Raw genomic sequence first — 19,908 nt, 5'->3', positions numbered from 1 at the left:
AGCGTTCGCAGGAACGACGCACCACCTCACGTCGTTCCTGTGAAAACAGGAACCCAGCGCCTCGGTTCACCAGCACCACGAGGGCGTCGCATCGGCTTTTGCGTAGGAGGCCGCGACGCGATAACCGACTGCACCTCGCTGGGTTCCTGCGTGCGCTGGAACGACGCATCACCTCACGTCGTTCCTGTGAAAACAGGAACCTAGCGCCCCGGTTTGCCAGCATGGCGAGGGCGGTGCATCGGCTTTTGCGTAGGAGAGCGCGACGCGACAACCGATTGCCTCGCGCTGGGTTCCAGCGTGCGCTGGAACGACGGACTACCAGCCTCGTCGTTCCTGGAAAACAGGAACCCAGCGCCCTAGCTCGCCAGCATCACGACCACACCTCATCAAAGCTCATAAGTCGCCGTAACCATATAGTTACGCGGCGCCCCATACATCCCCTGCGTATAGAACCCAATCTGCTGGTAGTACTTCTTGTTCAGCAGGTTGTCCGCATTGGCCTGGATTGAAAAACGATCGTTAAACCGATACCGTGCCAGCGCACTCACCAACGCATAGGCCGGCTGCCGCGCACGCACGTCGTTCCCCAACGGCCCCGTGATCGCCGTGTAGTTGGCACTCTGCCAGTTCACCCCGCCACCCACGGTCAGGCCATGCAGCCCACCGGGCAGGTCATACGTAGAAAACAGCTTGATCGACGTACGCGGCTGTGCCGTGTTCACGTCCACACCTGAGGCATCCTTGGCCGTGTAGTGCGACACGCCGAACGTAGCGTTCCAACCCTGCGCCAACTCCCCGCTCAGCTCCGCTTCGTAACCCTTGGTGGTCGTCCCCTTCGCCGCACGATAGGCCTGGTTGGTCGTGCCCGGCACCATGTAGTTGGGATCGGGCTGCCCCAGGTTGTCCTGCTTCACGTCGAACACGGCCACCGAACCGTTCAACTTGCCGCCGAACCAGGCAGCCTTGAGGCCCAGCTCGTAGTTCTTGCCAGTCACCGGATCGAGATAACGCCCGTTGCGATCCTGATAAGTCTGCGGGTTGAAGATGTCGGTATAGCTCAGGTAAGCCGCATACGTTTCGTTGATATCCCACACCAGCCCAGCGTACGGCGTGAATACCTTGCGGTTGAACCGGTAAGTGCTGCCGTAGGAGTACTGATCCGTCCGCCAGCCACTGTATCGACCGCCGACGATCAGCTTCAACGGATCGGCCAGCGAGAAACGCAGCGCGGTATACAGGCCCGTCTGCCGTGTCTTCATCGTGTTGGTGCGGGTCACCGCGCCCCAGCCCGGCTGGGGAAAGTTGCCGTCCCAATCGAAGTAATTACCCACCCCGGCGAGATCACCTGCCTTGTGCGAGTCCGTATAGCCCTGCTGCTGGTTCACGCTCCAGCCCACCACGGCCTCATGGTCCCTTCCCCACAACTGAAACGGTCCGCTCGCATAGAGATCGAGGCTGTTCTGCTGGCGGGAGCCGACATACCACGCGGGTACCGGCGTGAGGCCGATACCGGTCTGGCGATCCGGATAGCCGGCGAGGAACAGCAGCCTGGCATCGTAGGTATTGGTCGAATGGCTCGCGTTCGCCCGCAACGTCCAGTCGTCACTCAACGCATGCGTCAGCGTGGCAAAGGCCGTCTTCGCCGTACTCGCCCAGCTCGACCACTTCGCCGCGCTGGTCACCGACCGACGGAAGTCCGTGGCCCCGCCATCGGCATAGAAGATCGGCGTGCCACCCCAGGTGACGCCACGCGGCATCGTGCGCTGGTAGCTGTAGCCCACGCTCAACAGCGTATCGGGACCAAGATCCGCATCCAGCGTTGCGTACATCAGCTTCTTCTTGTTGCTGTAGAAGCGCATGTACGAATCCCGATCCTGGTATACGCCGACCACGCGGGCACGCACACTGCCGCTGCGGTTTAGCGGCGTGGAGGCATCGGCGGTGACGCGGCGGTTGTCCCACGAACCGTACGCTGCGGATATCGTGGCGGTGGGCTCGGTACTGGTGGCGTGCTTGCGCACCAGGTTCACCGACGCGGAAGGATTCCCCGCACCCGTCAGCAAGCCGGTGGCACCACGCACCACTTCGACACGATCGTAGATCGCCGTATCCGACGCGGCATCGCCAGCGTTATACGTGGAATCGATCGTCGTCGGAATGCCATCGTACTGATAGCTGTCGATCAGGAAGCCGCGCGAATAAAAGCTGATGCGCTCGCTGTCGAAGGTGTTCGACGAAATGCCGGTCGTGCCGTTGAGCACATCCGACAGCGACTGCATGTTGCCGTCGTCGAGTCGCTGGCGGGTGATGACACTGACCGACTGCGGCGTGTCGCGGATCGACAACGGCAGCCGGGTCGCCGCCGCAGTGATGCGCGTGGTGTACGAGCCGGTGCCCTCCGTCGTTTCCTTGTCGGCCGTCACTTCCATGCCTTCCAGGCGAGTGGCATCGCGCTTCGCCTTGCGCGCCGTGTCGTCGGTGTCGGCCGCCGGCTGTTCGCCCGCATGCGCGACACAGGGCAGCGCCAGGGCATTGAGCGCGAAGACAAAAAAGAGCCGGCGCCCGGACATCGCGTCCGGACGGGAGGAGAAAACGGCAGGCATGGGGCGACCCCGGTGGGAAAGTTACCAAATGATAACGATTCCCATTTTCAAACGAAAGTCCTTGCGATGGATCAATTTAGCCCCCTCCGCTGTCGTAGGAGCGCGCTTGCGCGCGATTCAAGGTTCCGGTGAGCACTCATCGCGCCCAAACGCCCTCCTACGACAACGCATGGCGTCGAAACCTGCCGAATCGACACAGCCACACCTACAACCAACGACACATCGCCCCACGCCAGCTAGTGGCCTATCGTAAAAGAACATCGATCCGCATACGGAAAAGGACCTTCCCATGCATCTGCGCCTGCCCACCCTGCTCGCCTCCCTGCGCACGCTGTCCCGCGAACTGCTCGGCGTGTTGGGCCAACTCGAAACGCGACTGCGTGAATCGAATGGTCTGGCGCCCCTGTCGGAACACGGCCTACGCCCGCATGCCAGCGCGCTACCGCCACCCCGAATCCCCGCCTCGGAAATCCCTGGCGGCTTGGGCATCGGTGACGTCGGGCCCGGAGTGGAACACGATGTAGCGGTAACGATCGGGCCTTGGGACGGGTTCGAAGATGGTGACCATTTGCGGCTCTACATGGGCGAGGCAGTGATTGCCGAACGCCCCATGTCCGCTGCGGATCGCTTCCGGATCATCACCCTCGAGGTGCCCGTGGCAGCGATTCGCGCCCAGGGCGATGGCGCTTACCTGTTCATGCTTGAAGTCAGCAATGTCCTGGGCGCGCCACCCATTTACTCACTGCCCCTCGCCATTTGGATCAAGACCAGCCGACCCGGCGGCCATGATCCCCAACCGGACACCGAAACGATCAACGAAAACCTCGCACCGGCGCACGTGATACCGCCCGGGCTGATCGATCTCGATCAGGCGAAGGTCGTAGTCCGGCCCCGCCCCGAGACACCAACCACGGGGCCGTGGGTCAACGCCACCGAAGGTGATCGGCTGCGCGTCTCCTGGCATGGGCGCTACGTGGATTGGGGTCCGCTGACGGCTGCTCATCTCACCGAACCCGAGGTCAACGTATCCATTCCACGAGAGCTGATCGAGGCGGTCGGGAGAGGTGAAGCGCAGGTCAGCTATCGCATCCTCGACAGGGTCAGCAACTCCTCGCTGTGGGCCCCTTATGCCACCGTCGACGTGCCTATCGACCGACCCGGCGCACCACCTGCCCCCTGGGTGCGAGACACGGTCGACGACCTTGGCTTGGTGCTACGCCTTGCCGACCTTCAGTCACGAGACGTCACGGTCGAGGTCAAGCAAGGCCATGGCGGTCAAGCCGGCGACAGGCTGCGCGTGCTGTGGAAGGGCGTGGCCGCCGACGAGCAGCCCGTCCCCCCGTACACCACCGATTGGCGCACGTTGACGACGAGCGACGCTCTCGAAATGTTCACCGTGCCCTATGCGCATGCCGAAGTGCTAGGCGAAGGCCGGGTCACGGTCACGTACGAGCTGCAGCCGACGGGTAAGGAGGTGGTCACCTCCAAGCGCCTCACCCTGCTGATCGAAGGCAAGGCGCAGTCCTTGAAGCCGCCCCTGCTGAGGGATGTCGACGACGTGCTCGATATCGCACGTTTTCCCACCGGGGCGACGATGGCCGCCCCTTGGCAACCCGACCGCATTCCGGCGGGTAGCATCGTCACTTTCCGTTGGGTTGGCCAGGTCGAGGGGCAGAGTAAGCCGGAGTACGCTGACGGGGCCAACGACACCGAAGTCACGCTCCCCTACAACGTCATGCGACAGCTGGTCGGCGGACCGGTGCGCATTCAGTACCAGGTCGAGACCTTCGCCAACGACCCTGTCGACGCAGCAAGCCTGCTCAGGTATCCACGCTATCCCCACGCGCGGCCTCGTGCGGACGGTCGCGCGATCCTGGCCATCGTCGAATCGCCCTGGATCACCCTGCAGGTGATCGAAACAGTCGAACTCGCCCCACCGATTTTCCCTTCCGCCAACCGAGCCAAGCAGATCTTGTACGCGGACCTGGTCGACGGCACGGATATCGAGATTCCCGACTACGCGAATCGACAGGCCGACGACATCATCCTCCTGATGTTCGAGTGCTTCGAGAACGACGACCCGGGCTACACCCATGATCCGCAGACGGATATACCGATCCCCAAGGGACACTTTCAGCTGGGGCCCTTCGAGCCCGGCGACGAGCCGCCTCCATGGCGGTATCACATTCCACGCGAACGCATCTTCTTTGATCGTAACGGCCACCCAAGGTACCACCTCCATGCGCGGTACTCGGTGACTGCCCGCGACAACCCATCACGCCCAATCCTATCTGAGTCGGACTTTGTCCGGATCAACCTTCTCGGACAGCCCCCCATTCGCTGATCGAAGCACAAGGAGAAGTCGATGAACATCAGCAATCTATTCGAAGGACATGCAGGTGCGCTGGCCCCCAGCTATAGGAACGTTCAAGCTCCCGTCCATGCCTTCATCAACGACATCATCGATGCACCGGTGATCTACAACAGCGCCGATGGCGTGCTCAACTACAACTTTCTGGTGGACAAGAATGTCACCCTGGGCTGTGGACACTGGACCAACCCCAACCCGAAGGACAACGTTGTCATCTTCATCGATGGTGCCATCGTCCCGTCCAACCAACCCGGCGCCGTTAACGGCTTCGCCGTCGTCGATGTCGAGGGTATCTACTTCAGCGGGCAACCCATCCCCCCGCCCAACCCTTCCGACCCGCCGGGTTCCGAACGATATCCTCTCGACGGAAAGCGCAAGGTCACCTACACCGTCATCCTCCAGAATGGCAATCGCCATGAATCCATCGAGACCGAGGTCCTGGTCAAATGCAACAAGCCCGGCGGTAACATCATCGTTCCGCCGGGTAGCACGAATACCAACCTGAAACCGGTGGCCATCAAGGTCAATGAAGATGCCAATGGACAGCTCAGTTCGCTCGACCTGACCTTCACCGCCTACCTGCATAGTTTCGAAGGGGATGTGATCACCGCGAAAATCGGCGGCGTGAATTTTCCGCTACCCCCCATCAGCCAACCAGGGCTACCCACCTACGCCTTCAAACTCACCGCTGCCGATCTGCGCGCCAAGGGATTCGTCGGCGGCAGCGATATCGATGTGACCTGGAGCGTGACCGATATCGGCCGGAACTTTTCCGGATACGCTCCCTACGCCGCAGCATCGTTCTGGCTGGATCCCCCCAGTGCCATCGAGGCGGCCGACCTGCTTTACGCAAACCACGATCCCGTCGTACCACCCTCTGGCCGTAACGCTTTCCAACCCGCAGGCTCGGGTGTCGTGAGTGTGCCGGTCATCGACCTGGAGCGCGTCAAGACCGACAACCTGATGCTCTTCCGGGTGCCGCGCTACGATGGATACAAGGATGGAGGTACGGTCGAAGGATTCATCGAAATCATCCCCGACGAGGGAGTATCCCGCGTCGAATCCATCGGCAAGAAGGATTGGGGCACCTCGCCGCCCGCCGAGTTGCTGTTCGATGTCGCCGCCTCGATCATCCTCGCCAACCAGGGCGCAACGCTGCGCTACTGGTACACCAATGCCAAGCGGGAGGTTTCGGAGAGCCGCCGTTGCCTCGTCGCCATCGAGCCGGATGTGATCCTCGATGCGCCCATCGCCAAGGGTGAAAACCTGGGGGTGCTTGACCCGGAGACCATCGTGGGGAGTTACCTCGAGATCGAGATCCCCTACCATCCGGAGTATTTCGTAAGCTTCGCCGAGATCCTTGCCAGTATTTCCGGCATCACGGATTCCGGAGAACCGCACTCCTGGACCCAGCACATCCAGATTCCCGCCAACCCTATCCCTGGGGAAAGCGAATGGATCTATTTCCCCAAGGCCAATCTCGAGGGCGTCGTACGCCTGGAGATCACTTATACGATAGACGCCAGCAGCAAGGCGCGGCCCGGCCAATCCCTATCGAAGTACCTCATCGTCGGCAAGGCCGGCGCGCCCGGCGAGCTTCCCCCGCCTATCGCCCACGATCTGGTCGATGGCGTCCTGCCGCTGCCTGCCCCCATGTTGCATATCGAAGCGCCGGCCTCCGCCGAAAGCGTCAAGGGTGCGATCGTGACGCTGGTACTGGATCCGCCCAGCGATCGTAGTTACGTCGAAAAGATCACGGAGAACCTGGCCCCCGTGGACTTCTTCGTTCGCGGTTACCCGGAAGGAAAAGACGGCCAGCAGGTCACCGCATACTACACAATCGAGCTTGCGTTGCCCGACGGATCGACGAAGTCATCAACCTCCACCTCGATCGAGTTCTACATCGGATCCAGACTGAACTTCGGCGCTCCCATCATGCCCCAGGTGAAGAACGGCGTCCTGGATCCGCTCGAAGTGCCTGACGAGGCTATCGTTCGCCCCGCCACCGATGCGAGTCTAGTCCCATCGGATACATGGTGGGCCGTCGTCATGGACGAGAACGATCTTCCCTTGTATACCAGCGACAAGGTAAAGGGCGACATCGATACCATCAACGTTCCCGTGAACGCGTTTGCGTCTCGAATCGGCAAGAAGGCTTATGTGCGCTATATGGTAGAGCGCGATGGCCGCTCCATGTCATCGGCGATCCTCGCTATCGATATCAAGCCGATGCCCTCCGAGGGAGACCCCGGATACGAGCAACTATCTCGAGTGATACCCGAGCATGCCACCTCGGACCGCACCTTGCCGATCCTCCCTGTCGAGGGCCAGCAGGTGGAGGAATACACGATCAGTCCGTGGCCATGGATCGCCGCCGGGCAGTATTACAAGGTCACGTGCAAGGCAAAGTCCAAAGGTGGCACAAACTATACGACGATCTACGATCCGCCGGCCGCGACGGTCACGCAGGCACAGGTTCGCGACGGTATTCAGGGTACGATTCCGCATGCTTCGTTGCTGCTTCTTTCCACGGAGGCCGAGCTTCGCATCGAGCTAAGGACGGCTTTCCATGGGGGGGCGGATATGTCGGACGCGTACGACCAGCGTACGACCGTGCTTACCGTCGTTGAGGCTAGTCTTCCGCTTCCGGTACCGACGATCGATGGCATCACCGACCCAGGCCTCGAGACAGGCAGCCTGCTCAATCCGTCCCATGTGCAAACCGCTCCTCACGATGTGCTGGTCGCTGGCCGCTACTGCTGGGCTACAGTCATCAATGAAGACGGGCCGAACAGCCCAATTTTGGAGGCCCACAGGATCACGCAGAATGAACAGACCTCCGGCCTGGATGCGCCATTCGATCCGACCGATCTGAAGAACCAGGACGATTTCCCTGTGGGTTCGACGATCAAGCTGTTGGTGACCGTCAATATCACGGGCGGGCAAACACCGTATCCACCGGGCGACATGGTGACCTTCCCGGTTCGGGAGTACATCGTCGAAGCGACGCCGAGCGAATGGGACTTCGAATGGGGATTCGAGAATGCAACCGATAAAGGTCCGGTCGGGCCGGGTGAATACATCTCCGGACCGCACAACATTCGTTTTCGCTTCGACAAGGCAAACTTGCTTCCCGAAGACAACTCCATGGCGATCGAGCCATTCGAACATTCCGGCCCTGGCTACGGCGGAGATGTCCTGAGGATGGGATCTCCTGAGTCCAAGCTTCATGACAATACGTTCGCCGTTGTGTTTCTCAGAACATGCAGCAAGGCTCAGTTCGTCCTCACGTCGGTCGACAACGACGTTGAAATCAACTGGCTCGACGTGGCGGGCGACCCGATAGGAGACACCATCACGGTTCCTGGTGGCGAACCAACGGAAGGATATGTCGTTACGTCACCGGAGGCTGCCATGGATCAAAGGATCGCCAGCGTCACGATCCATGCGATCGACATCATTCGCATGGACTCCCTCAAAGTGAAGGATTGATGTGGAGACCGGGCGCCGACGAAAGTCGGCGCCCTTCAACGGCTGGAGGCCGATCCGATGTACCACGTTACGTCGATACTCTCATTCCAGCGCATGACCTGCCTTGTAGCGCTTCTGGTCGCGGGCTGTGCGCAGGTGACTCATGTGCCGCCGCCCGCGAAGCCAGCGGCTTACGCCATGCCTGCGGCAACGACACAGGTGGCGCGCACCGTCCCCATCCGTGCCGATTTCGGCACGCGGGAGTTGATCCAGCTGCGGGCCGACTACGCCGCTACCCCGGAAAATTGCGGTAGCGCTGACGAGCCCGCCTTTCTGTGCTCGGGCGTATTGATTCGCATCACCGGCGACGGCGTCGGCTATCACGCATGGAATCCCAGCCCGGGTTCGGTCACACGTGGCGGCGTATCGTTCTCGTATCTGAGAAGCGATGCGGCCCTGCTTAATCTCTTCGGGAGCGACCTGGACGGCCTCATCTTCTCGCCACCACGACTGGCCTACGTCAGTACGCTTCGCCCAGACGTCATGTGTGCCTATCCCTTGAACGCGACTACCGTCAATCGCCCTGACCGGGGATGTGGGCCGAGCAATAATTCAGCTATCAACGGCCCTTGCCAGACGACTCAGGGGGTGTACAACGATGTGCAATGGCTAGACCACTTCACAAACAAAGCCAAAGGCAGCTACGCACAGCAATGTGGTTTTACGACGATCGATATCGATAACGCCGCTCCCGCGTTTTTCGCGACCATCAAGGCCCGGCAACGCTTGTCGGATAAGGATATATCCACACACAACGAACTCATGCTGGCGACCTGGCCACAGGATGTCGGCGCAAGCCTGCCGATCCAGTTCTTCTTCTATCTCGTCGAAGGGGCTAAATCAGGCCTCACCGGCGCCCAGCGCAACCAGCTCGACCTGCTGCACACCGACGGCATCGCCGTGCCCATCGTCAAGGTCACCTTGCCCGCCGACCGAACCGGTCAGGCATCCTTCGATACCATCCCCGCCGACCAGGTCATCGAGGCCCCGGCGTTGCCTGCCTCGATCACCCAGTCGCCCTCCATCCCGCTCGCCCCCTTCGGCTATCTCGCCCTGGCCGATCTCCTCGCCCACGATACCCTGGCCGTCGTCGTGCCGCGCCCCGCCAATGCCCAGCCCGGCGATACCGTCCGTGTCCTGTGGCAATCGCCCGATCATCTCCTGGTCTCATCCGAGCAACCGTTGAGCGCCGCCGGCAGCACGACCGTCGCCCTTCCCCGTGGCGCCCTGCTCGCATCCCTCGGTCGCACCGTCCAGGTCAGCTACCGCATCACCAGTGCCGCACCCAGTGCACTCGAACGCGCCTCCGCCGCCCGCACCCTGTCCATCGAAGATGCCCCGATGCACTTGCCACCGCCCGTCGTCGGTGCAGACCAACGGCGTGTCTCCATCGACTATCCCGACATGGCCATCGGCGACGATGTGTACCTCTATTACTACGGTCGGGACCTGTCCCCGCATATCGCCCATACCCATGTCGATACCGTCCGACCGATCACCACCCTCATCGGCAGTTGGTTCGACGGCGTGCCCGGACGCATCCACTACACCGTCACCCGTGCTGGCACCACCTTGCCCTCGCCCGAGGTCACTGTCGGCATCCTGCCCCGACCCGTCATCGACGGCATGCTCGGCGGCTGGCTCTACCTGCCCGACCTGGCGACCGACCCCCATGTGCATGTGCCGCCCTGGGAAGCCATCGCCAACGGCCAGCGACTCTGGCTGGATGTCGTCGCCTATGCTCCCGATGGCACGGCCCGCACGATCCCGTTGCTTGACGGCGTCATCGTCGATGATGCCCTGCGTCGCACCGGTGCCGACGCCGTGCTTCCTCGCGCCTGGCTGAGCCAGCTCCCCGACGGCGGCACCGTGCAACTGCTTGCCGCAGCCGATACGCATGGGGGTGGCCGAGACAAAGCCACGCCCTTCACCGTGACCCGCTTCACCGTCCGTGGCACCGAGGGCCCAATGACCACCCGCCCGCTGCCGCGGCTGGTCGGTGTCGACGCCCAGGGCGTCGCCGCCACGATCGACGGCGTACTGTCTCTGTCCACCATCGATGAAGCGCTAGAAATCCGCGTCGCTCCGTGGCCCGGCATGCTCGCCGGTCAGACCGTCTGGCTACAGCTACGCAGTCGCGATGTCGAGCTGCCCGTGCTCACCGCGCACCCGGTGACCGAGGACGAACTCACCCATGGCCTGGTCCTGCCCATCGATCACGACGTGTTCAAAGGCTTGTCCGACGGGGCGCCCCTGGACATCGACATGAGGGTCGCTTTCGAGAAGGGCACAGACGAAACCCGTGCCTTGCGCTTCCCTGTAGAACACTTGGTCCTGAAAAAATAACGCGGTACATCGCCCCTGGCATAAGCGCTCTTTCGGATCGCCTTTGCGTGCGATGGACCTTCACGATCCATGCGAGTGAAGGATTGATGTGGAGACCGGGCAACGACGAAGGTCGGCGCCCTTCAACGGCTGGAGGCCGATCCGATGTACCACGTTACTTCGATACTCTCATTTCGGCGCATGACCTGCCTTCTAGCGCTTCTGGTCGCGGGCTGTGCGCAGGTAGCTCATATGCCGCCGCCCGCGAAGCCAGCGGCTTACGCCATGCCTGCGGCAACGACACAGGTGGCGCGCACCGTCCCCATCCGTGCCGATTTCGGCACGCGGGAGTTGATTCAGCTGCGGGCCGACTACGCCGCTACCCCGGAAGATTGCGGTAGCGTTGACGAGCCCGCCTTTCTTTGCTCGGGCGTATTGATTCGCATCACCGGCGACGGCGTCGGCTATCACGTATGGAATCCCAGCCCGGGTTCGGTTACACGTGGCGGCGTATCGTTCTCGTATCTGAGAAGCGATGTAGAGCTGACTAGTCTCGTCTGGAGCGACCTGGACGGACTCATCTTCTCGCCACCACGACAGGCCTACGTCAGTACGCTTCGCCCAGACGTCATGTGTGCCTATCCCGTGGACGCGGATACCTTCAATCGCCCTGACCGGGGATGCGGACAGCGGACTGGCGCAACGACCAGCGGCCCTTGCCAGACGACCCAGGGGGTATACAACGATGTGCAATGGCTAGACCACTTCACAAACAAAGTCGGCAGCAAATACGAACTGCAATGTGGCTTTACGACGATCGATATCGATAACGCCGCTCCCGCGTTTTTCGCGACCATCAAAGCCCGGCAACGCTTGGCGGATAAGGATATATACACACAGAACGAAGTCATGCTGGCGACCTGGCCACAGGATGTCGGCGCAAGCCTGCCGATCCAGTTCTTCTTCTATCTCGTCGAAGGGGATAAATCAGGCCTCACCGGCGCCCAGCGCAACCAGCTCGACCTGCTGCACACCGACGGCATCGCCATGCCCGTCGTCAAGGTCACCTTGCCCGCCGACCGAACCGGTCAGGCATCCTTCGATACCATCCCCGCCGACCAGGTCATCGAGGCCCCGGCGTTGCCTGCCTCGATCACCCAGTCGCCCTCCATCCCGCTCGCCCCCTTCGGCTATCTCGCCCTGGCCGATCTCCTCGCCCACGATACCCTGGCCGTCGTCGTGCCGCGCCCCGCCAATGCCCAGCCCGGCGATACCGTCCGTGTCCTGTGGCAATCGCCCGATCATCTCCTGGTCTCATCCGAGCAACCGTTGAGCGCCGCCGGCAGCACGACCGTCGCCCTTCCCCGTGGCGCCCTGCTCGCATCCCTCGGTCGCACCGTCCAGGTCAGCTACCGCATCACCAGTGCCGCACCCAGTGCACTCGAACGCGCCTCCGCCGCCCGCACCCTGTCCATCGAAGATGCCCCGATGCACTTGCCACCGCCCGTCGTCGGTGCAGACCAACGGCGTGTCTCCATCGACTATCCCGACATGGCCATCGGCGACGATGTGTACCTCTATTACTACGGTCGGGACCTGTCCCCGCATATCGCCCATACCCATGTCGATACCGTCCGACCGATCACCACCCTCATCGGCAGTTGGTTCGACGGCGTGCCCGGACGCATCCACTACACCGTCACCCGTGCTGGCACCACCTTGCCCTCGCCCGAGGTCACTGTCGGCATCCTGCCCCGACCCGTCATCGACGGCATGCTCGGCGGCTGGCTCTACCTGCCCGACCTGGCGACCGACCCCCATGTGCATGTGCCGCCCTGGGAAGCCATCGCCAACGGCCAGCGACTCTGGCTGGATGTCGTCGCCTATGCTCCCGATGGCACGGCCCGCACGATCCCGTTGCTTGACGGCGTCATCGTCGATGATGCCCTGCGTCGCACCGGTGCCGACGCCGTGCTTCCTCGCGCCTGGCTGAGCCAGCTCCCCGACGGCGGCACCGTGCAACTGCTTGCCGCAGCCGATACGCATGGGGGTGGCCGAGACAAAGCCACGCCCTTCACCGTGACCCGCTTCACCGTCCGTGGCACCGAGGGCCCAATGACCACCCGCCCGCTGCCGCGGCTGGTCGGTGTCGACGCCCAGGGCGTCGCCGCCACGATCGACGGCGTACTGTCTCTGTCCACCATCGATGAAGCGCTAGAAATCCGCGTCGCTCCGTGGCCCGGCATGCTCGCCGGTCAGACCGTCTGGCTACAGCTACGCAGTCGCGATGTCGAGCTGCCCGTGCTCACCGCGCACCCGGTGACCGAGGACGAACTCACCCATGGCCTGGTCCTGCCCATCGATCACGACGTGTTCAAAGGCTTGTCCGATGGGGCCCCTCTGGACATCGACATGAGGGTCGCTTTCGAGAAGGGTACAGACGAAGCCCGTGCCTTGCGCTTCCCTGTAGAACACTTGGTCCTGAAAAAATAACGCGGTATATCGCCCCTGGCATAAGCACCCTATCGGATGCCCCCCTCTTTGGGGGATTGCCGCCCCTTCATCACTATCATTACCATCTCACTATGCGTCGCCTGCGCCTCATCCGCCGTCACCGCTTCCTGTGCATCGGGCTGGCGTTGTTCTGCCTGCTGTTCCAGCAGGTGGCGATGGCCGCGTATGCGTGTGCCGCTGACGCGGGCGGCAGCATGCTGACGCGTGGCGACTGCGCGCAGATGCACGACACGCCGGGTCATGCGAAAGACCCTCGCTGCACCGAGCACTGCGCGGATCGCGCCGCGTCGTCGTCCACGGCGCAGGTTCCGTCCCTGCCCGCCTCCATCCTGGCGATGCCGCCGGTATTGGAGGGCTCCATCGCACTCGCGCCCGAACACCAGCCGCTTCCGGATCCGACCTTCCTGCGTCCCGATCCGCCACCCACGCTGCGCTTCTGTAGCCTGCTGATCTAGCCACCGGTCGTCTTCGTCCGCTGGCCGCGCCTGCGCGCGGCTTCGTCACGTTTCGACCGGAGTTTTCCATGAACACCCCCTCCCCCCGTCGCGCATGGTGCGCGGCGGTGCTGGGCTGCCTTGTCGTGCCGTTCGCCACGGCAGGCACGCTCAGTCTCGATACCGCGACCAATCTCGCGGTTCGTCGCACGCCTCTGCTCGACGCCCGTCGCGCACAGGCGGAATCCGCCCGCCAGGAAGTCCGGCGCGCGGGCGCCCTTCCCGATCCGCAGCTCACCGTCGGCATCGACAACCTGGCCGTCCAGGGCCCGGGTGCCTTCACCGCCGGTGGCGACGACATGACCATGCGAACGGTCGGCGTTACCCAGGTCCTACCGTCTTCAGCCAAGCGCGGTGCACAACGCCAGGAGGCGCGCGCCCGCGTCGAGGTCGCCGACGCCGATACGGTCGCCACCGCGCTGCTTGTACGTCGGCAGGCCGCGGAGGCCTGGATCGCCGTCTCGACCGCGCAAGACGAGATCGCCGCGCTCAATGCCATGCACCGTTCGCTCGAGGCGGATGTGGACGTGGCCCGCGCCCGGCTTCGTGGCGGCGGTAGCGCGGGCGACGTGCTGGCGGCACGCGCGAGCGTGCTCGATGTCGACAACCGCACGGAAGCTGCGCGCGGCCGACTCGCGCAGGCGCGCGCCCAACTGGCCCGCTGGCTGGGCGACGACGCTCGCGACGATCTGGCCGAGGCGCCCGACTACACGCGGCTGCTCATCGATGGCGACACGCTGTTGGGCCGTCTCGACGACCAGGCGGCGTTGCTGGGCTGGGCGCCGCGCGAACGACTCGCCGATGCGGCGCTGGCTGGCGCGCGCGCCGAACGCCACCCGGACTGGAGCATCGGTGCCAGCTATGGCTCGCGTGTACGCGGCCTGTCCGACATGGTGTCGTTACAGGTCGGCGTGAGCCTGCCGCTGTTCACGCGCAATCGCCAGGACCGCGGCGTGGCGGCACGCCTTGCCGAGGTGGACGCGATCCACGACGCGCATGAGGACGCGCGCCGAGAACAGAAGGCCATGATCCAGGCCGCGTTGGCGGACTGGCGTTCCCTGGGGGAGCAGGTACGCCGGCAACACGACGACGTACTGCCGCTCGCGGAGGATCGGGGCACCGTCGCACTCGCGGGCTGGCGAGGCGGCGGCGACATCCAGCCCCTGCTCCAGGCCCGTCGCGACGAGCTCGCCGCGCGCCTCGACGATGTACGACTACGCGCCGACCAGGCGCGCGCCTGGGCCTCCCTCGCCTTCCTGTTGCCGCAAGGAACCACGCCATGAACCGCCTGCCTCTCGTCCTCGTCGCGGGAGCGACACTCTTCGCCGCCCTTTCGGCAGGCTTCTTCGCCGGCCGCCACCACGCCGCGCCCGACATGGCGATGAGCGCAGCCTCGCCGGCGAAACAGGTCCTCTACTGGTACGACCCGATGATCCCCGACCAGCACTTCCCCAAGGCCGGCCTGTCGCCCATGGGCATGGAGATGGTGCCGCGCTACGCCGACGACGGCGGTGGCGCAGCGGGCGTGCGCATCGATCCCTCCGTGCGCCAGAACCTCGGCCTGCGCACGGCACCCGTGACCCGGCGACGTCTCGATGAGCGCATCGACGTGCCCGCGACGTTGGCCTGGGACCTGTCAGAAAGCGTCACCGTCAGCGCCCGCGCCGACGGCGTCATCGGCAGGCTTTACACGCCAGCGCCTTCCACCGCCGTGGTGAAGGGCCAGCCACTCGCCACGCTCATCGCTCCGGTCTGGGATGCCGCGCTCGCCGAACACGAAGCACTGCGCCATACGCGATCGAGCGATGCGCATGCCCTCGCCGACGCGTCGCGCCAGCGACTGGCGACACTTGGTCTGACCGATGCCGACGTGCGCACCACGGCTGGTGGCGTCGTGCTGGTCGCACCCCGCGCCGGCACGCTCGCCACGGTAGACGTACGCGAAGGCCAGCGTGTATCGGCGGGGCAGACGCTCATGACGCTCACCGGCCTCGACCAGATCTGGGTGGAAGCCTCGGTGCCGCAGGCCTCCGCGGCGCAGGTCGCGCCAGGCATGCCGGTGACGGTCCATGTGGATGGCATTGCCGACACGTTCGAGGGCCGCATCGACACCGTGATCGCGCAACTGGACACGGACACCCGCACGCGACGCGTTCGCGTGGTATTGCCCAATCCGGGAGGCCAGCTCGCGCCTGGCATGTTCGCGCACGTCGCCATCGACATCCCCGGCGCGGCAGCGCTTCCGCTCGTGCCTGACGAAGCCCTGGTGGAAACCGGCGAACAGTCGCGCGTGATCGTGGACGATGGCGCCGGCCGCTTCCATCCGCAGGAAGTCCGCACGGGCCGCTCTTCGGGTGGCTACACCGAAATCGTCGACGGCTTGCAGGGCGACGAGCGCGTGGTCGTGTCGGGCCAGTTCCTGCTCGATTCGGAAGCCAGTCTTTCGGGCAGCCTGCGACGGCTCGGCGCCACGCCGGCCGCGACCACGGAGGCCACACCATGATCGCGCGGCTCATCCGCTGGTCGATCGACCACCGCATGGCGGTGCTGCTGATCGCCGCGCTGCTCGCCATCACGGGCATCGTCGCCGTGGGCCGGACACCGCTCGACGCGTTGCCGGACCTCTCCGACACCCAGGTCATCGTGCGCACAAGCTGGGCCGGACAGGCCGCGCAGACGGTGGAGGACCAGGTCACCTACCCGCTGGTCACCACGATGCTGTCGGTGCCCGGCGCGCGTACCGTGCGCGGCTATTCGTTTTTCGGCGATTCGTACGTCTACATCCTGTTCGACGAACACACGGACCTGTATTGGGCGCGCTCGCGTGTCCTGGAATACCTCAGCCAGGTACGCGACCGCCTGCCGCCGGGCGTGAATCCCTCGCTCGGCCCCGACGCCACGGGATTGGGCTGGATCTACGAGTACGCGCTGGTCGATCGCAGCGGCCACCACGACATCGCTCAGCTGCGCGCCTTGCAGGACTGGTTCCTGCGCTACCAGCTGAAGACCGTGCCCGACGTGGCGGAAGTCGCCACCCTCGGCGGCATGGAACGGGCGTGGCAAGTCGTGCCCGATCCGGCCCGCATGGCCGCGCGCCGGATCGACACGGCCACGCTGCTCGTGGCGTTGCGCGACGCCAATGGCGCGAACGGCGGTTCCGTGATCGAACAGGGCGAGGCGGAGATGGTGGTGCGCAGCGAAGGTTACCTGCGCGAATCGAAGGACTTCGAGGAACTGCCGGTCGGACGCGACGCCAGCGGCGTGCCCATCCGTCTTGCCGATGTCGCCACGGTACGTCGCGGCCCGGTGTTCCGCCGGGGTATCGCCGAGCTGGATGGCCAGGGCGAGGTCGTCGGTGGCGTAGTGGTGCTGCGCTCGGGCAAGAACGCGCGTGCGGCCATCGAAGGCGTGCGCGACCGATTGAACCAGCTTCGTCGCAGCCTGCCGCCTGGCGTGGAGATCGTCACCACCTACGACCGTGCCGGCCTGATCGACGCCGCCGTGGACAACCTGCGCGACAAGCTCATCGAGGAGTTCCTGGTCGTCGCGCTGGTCTGCGCGCTGTTCCTGGGCCACCTGCGTTCGACACTGGTCGCCGTAGTGAGCCTGCCGCTGGGTGTGCTGGCCGCCTTCGCGGTGATGGTCGCGCAGGGCGTATCGGCCAACCTCATGTCGCTGGGAGGCATCGCCATCGCCATTGGCGCGATGGTGGACGCCGCGGTGGTGATGATCGAGAACGCGCACAAGCACCTGGAACACTGGACGGAACGCGAGGGACGCGAACCGATGGGCGAGGAACGCTGGCGACTGATCGCCGACGCGGCCATCGAAGTGGGACCGGCGCTCTTCGTCAGCCTGTTGGTGATCGCCTTGTCCTTCGTGCCCGTGTTCGCACTGGAGGCGCAGGAAGGCCGGCTGTTCAAGCCGCTGGCGTTTACCAAGACCTACGCGATGGCGACCGCGGCGGGTTTGTCGGTAACCCTCGTGCCCGTGCTGATGGGCTACCTCGTGCGCGGCCGCATCCGCCCCGAGGCGGCCAACCCACTCAACCGCTGGCTCACCGCGGCGTACCGTCCGGCGCTGAACGCCGTACTGCGTCGACCCGGCATCACGCTCGGCGTGGCGTTGCTACTGGTGCTTGGCGCCGCGTGGCCGTTGTCGCGCCTGGGTGGCGAGTTCCTGCCGCCCATCGACGAAGGCACGCTGCTTTATATGCCGACCGCGCTGCCCGGGCTATCCGCCGGCAAGGCGACGCAACTGCTGCAGCTGACCGATCGCATGATCCGCACCGTCCCCGAGGTGGAACATGTCTTCGGCAAGGCCGGTCGCGCCGAGTCGGCGACCGACCCCGCGCCATTGGAGATGTTCGAGACGACCATCACATTCAAGCCGAAGTCGCAGTGGCGTCCCGGCATGACGATGGAGAAGCTCAAGGCCGAACTGGATCGCGCAGTGAAGGTACCCGGTCTCACCAACCTGTTCGTCCCGCCGATCCGCAACCGCATCGACATGCTGGCGACCGGCATCAAGAGCCCGATCGGCATCAAGGTGCTGGGCACCGACAATGCGGCGCTCCAGGACGTGGCCGATCGCATCGAGGCGGTCGCTCGCACCGTACCGGGTGTCACCTCGGCCATCGCCGAGCGCTCGGCGAGCGGGCGCTACGTGGATGTGGATGTCCGTCGCGCCGACGCCGCGCGCTACGGTCTCACCCAGCGCGACATACAGGAGACGATCGCGACGCTGGTCGGTGGCGACGTGGTCGGACAGGTGGTGGACGGGCGCGAACGCTATCCGATCGTGGTGCGCTATCCGCGACCCGATCGCGATTCCATCGCCGCACTTCGCCGCCTGCCCATCGTCGCCCCGGGTGGTGCGCAGCTGACGCTGTCGCAGGTGGCGGACATCGCGCTGCACGCGGGTCCCGTGATGCTCAAGAGCGAGGGCGGCCAGCTCGCGAGCTATGTGTACGTCGACACCGACGGCCGCGACCTTGGCGGCACGGTAGCCGCCTTGCAAAGGACGATGGCGACGCAGATCGCGTTGCCTGCCGGCGTGACGCTCGCCTGGTCAGGGCAGTATGAGTACCTCGCCCGTGCCGCCGCCCGTCTGGCATGGGTGGTGCCGGCTGCGCTGTTGATCGTCTTCGGCCTGATCTATGCACTGTTCCGCCGCATTGGCGAAGCCGTGCTGATCATGACGAGCATCCCGCTGGCCCTGGTCGGCGGCCTCTGGCTCGTGCTCTGGCTCGGCCAGGCGATCTCGGTGGCGACCGTGATCGGCTTCGTCGCACTCGGCGGCGTCGCGGCGGAGTTCGGCGTGGTGATGCTGCTTTACCTGCGCCAGTCGTGGGAACACACGATGGCGACCGAAGCGCATCCGGACGACCACGCGCTCGACGCGGCGATCATCCGTGGTGCCGTGCAACGCGTGAGGCCCAAGGCGATGACCGTGGCGGTGATCCTCGCCGGCCTGCTGCCCATCCTGCTCGGTCATGGGGCGGGCTCGGAGGTGATGCAACGGATCGCCGCGCCGATGATCGGCGGCATGGTCACCGCGCCGCTATTGTCGATGTTCGTGTTGCCGGTGGCCTGGCGCTGGCTCATGAGGCGGCGCCTGCGTCGGTCCGCATGAACCTGCCGGCACCGTTATCGCCACGCGATGGCCGTCCACTGTTACAGTGGATGGTCACGGCCCCGATACCGGTGCCGGCTCTCCCCCACAGTGCAATCCCCGTGCATCGTCCTTTCTACCGCCGTTTTTTTCCCTACTGCCTTAGACAGATTGCAGAGGACCGGTTTGTCGTGCTTAATGTGGATGGACACCCCGTAGGCCTTCCCCAGCCGAACGGCGAACTCCGCATCGACACTGACATCGCGGTGCCCATCCATCTTCAGCTCGACGAAGCCGTGCTGCTCGAGCTGGAGGCGCTCGGAGCGCGCATCGCCATGGAGGGCATCTATTTGTTCGACGAAAGCGACGACCCCACCGCCAGCGGCCTCGGCTTCAGCGACTACGCGAATCGTCTGCACGCCCTCGCCTCCCTGGCCACCACGTACTGAAGCACGCG

General features: G+C 64.4%; 10 protein-coding genes. 9 read left to right on the top strand and 1 reads right to left on the bottom strand.

Translation table 11 applies throughout. The features are described from left to right. Positions 1-386 precede the first annotated feature (386 nt). Complete coding sequence (gene fhuE / locus GAK28_RS09795) at positions 387-2,603, bottom strand: ferric-rhodotorulic acid/ferric-coprogen receptor FhuE (protein ID WP_291777865.1); 2,217 nt, start codon at positions 2,601-2,603, stop codon at positions 387-389. Between the two features lie 289 nt (positions 2,604-2,892). On the opposite strand from fhuE, the gene GAK28_RS09790 reads away from it, so the two are divergent. The 9 genes from GAK28_RS09790 to GAK28_RS09750 all read left to right on the top strand — a co-directional run bounded on the left by GAK28_RS09790 (position 2,893) and on the right by GAK28_RS09750 (position 19,900). Further along, complete coding sequence (locus GAK28_RS09790; protein ID WP_291777862.1) at positions 2,893-4,947, top strand: hypothetical protein; 2,055 nt, start codon at positions 2,893-2,895, stop codon at positions 4,945-4,947. Positions 4,948-4,968: 21 nt separating this feature from the next. Then, positions 4,969-8,466 (top strand): hypothetical protein, encoded by a 3,498-nt coding sequence (locus GAK28_RS09785; protein WP_291777859.1) that lies wholly within the window; start codon positions 4,969-4,971, stop codon positions 8,464-8,466. A gap of 57 nt (positions 8,467-8,523) precedes the next feature. Beyond that, positions 8,524-10,851: a hypothetical protein gene (locus GAK28_RS09780; protein WP_291777856.1), complete on the top strand. Its 2,328-nt coding sequence runs from the start codon at positions 8,524-8,526 to the stop codon at positions 10,849-10,851. A 231-nt stretch (positions 10,852-11,082) separates the two neighbouring features. Beyond that, on the top strand, positions 11,083-13,323 hold the full coding sequence (locus GAK28_RS09775) for a hypothetical protein (RefSeq protein ID WP_291777853.1): 2,241 nt from the start codon (positions 11,083-11,085) through the stop codon (positions 13,321-13,323). A gap of 92 nt (positions 13,324-13,415) precedes the next feature. Continuing rightward, positions 13,416-13,799, top strand: a complete 384-nt coding sequence (locus tag GAK28_RS09770) for a hypothetical protein (protein WP_291777850.1) — start codon at positions 13,416-13,418, stop codon at positions 13,797-13,799. A gap of 68 nt (positions 13,800-13,867) precedes the next feature. Beyond that, complete coding sequence (locus GAK28_RS09765; RefSeq protein ID WP_291777847.1) at positions 13,868-15,121, top strand: TolC family protein; 1,254 nt, start codon at positions 13,868-13,870, stop codon at positions 15,119-15,121. Continuing rightward, positions 15,118-16,341 (top strand): efflux RND transporter periplasmic adaptor subunit, encoded by a 1,224-nt coding sequence (locus GAK28_RS09760; RefSeq protein WP_291777844.1) that lies wholly within the window; start codon positions 15,118-15,120, stop codon positions 16,339-16,341. The genes GAK28_RS09765 and GAK28_RS09760 overlap by 4 nt, the downstream gene beginning before the upstream one ends. Further along, positions 16,338-19,472, top strand: coding sequence for a CusA/CzcA family heavy metal efflux RND transporter (locus tag GAK28_RS09755; protein WP_291777841.1), 3,135 nt, complete (start codon positions 16,338-16,340; stop codon positions 19,470-19,472). The genes GAK28_RS09760 and GAK28_RS09755 overlap by 4 nt, the downstream gene beginning before the upstream one ends. A 170-nt stretch (positions 19,473-19,642) precedes the next feature. Further along, a complete protein-coding gene (locus tag GAK28_RS09750; RefSeq protein ID WP_291777838.1) occupies positions 19,643-19,900 on the top strand; it encodes a hypothetical protein in 258 nt (85 codons plus the stop codon). The last annotated feature ends 8 nt before the right edge of the window (positions 19,901-19,908 follow it).

Source organism: Luteibacter sp. (assembly GCF_009912395.1).
Classification (GTDB): Bacteria; Pseudomonadota; Gammaproteobacteria; order Xanthomonadales; family Rhodanobacteraceae; genus Luteibacter.
This window is presented reverse-complemented; position numbering and strand designations above follow the sequence as displayed.

Bases quoted from the DNA above. Each gene is read 5' to 3' on its own strand.
- GAK28_RS09785 (WP_291777859.1), top strand. From the start codon at position 4,969: ATGAACATCAGCAATCTATTCGAAGGACATGCAGGTGCGCTGGCCCCC.
- GAK28_RS09775 (WP_291777853.1), top strand. From the start codon at position 11,083: ATGCCGCCGCCCGCGAAGCCAGCGGCTTACGCCATGCCTGCGGCAACG.
- GAK28_RS09755 (WP_291777841.1), top strand. From the start codon at position 16,338: ATGATCGCGCGGCTCATCCGCTGGTCGATCGACCACCGCATGGCGGTG.
- GAK28_RS09765 (WP_291777847.1), top strand. From the start codon at position 13,868: ATGAACACCCCCTCCCCCCGTCGCGCATGGTGCGCGGCGGTGCTGGGC.
- GAK28_RS09770 (WP_291777850.1), top strand. From the start codon at position 13,416: ATGCGTCGCCTGCGCCTCATCCGCCGTCACCGCTTCCTGTGCATCGGG.
- GAK28_RS09780 (WP_291777856.1), top strand. From the start codon at position 8,524: ATGTACCACGTTACGTCGATACTCTCATTCCAGCGCATGACCTGCCTT.
- fhuE (WP_291777865.1), bottom strand. From the start codon at position 2,603: ATGCCTGCCGTTTTCTCCTCCCGTCCGGACGCGATGTCCGGGCGCCGG.
- GAK28_RS09760 (WP_291777844.1), top strand. From the start codon at position 15,118: ATGAACCGCCTGCCTCTCGTCCTCGTCGCGGGAGCGACACTCTTCGCC.
- GAK28_RS09790 (WP_291777862.1), top strand. From the start codon at position 2,893: ATGCATCTGCGCCTGCCCACCCTGCTCGCCTCCCTGCGCACGCTGTCC.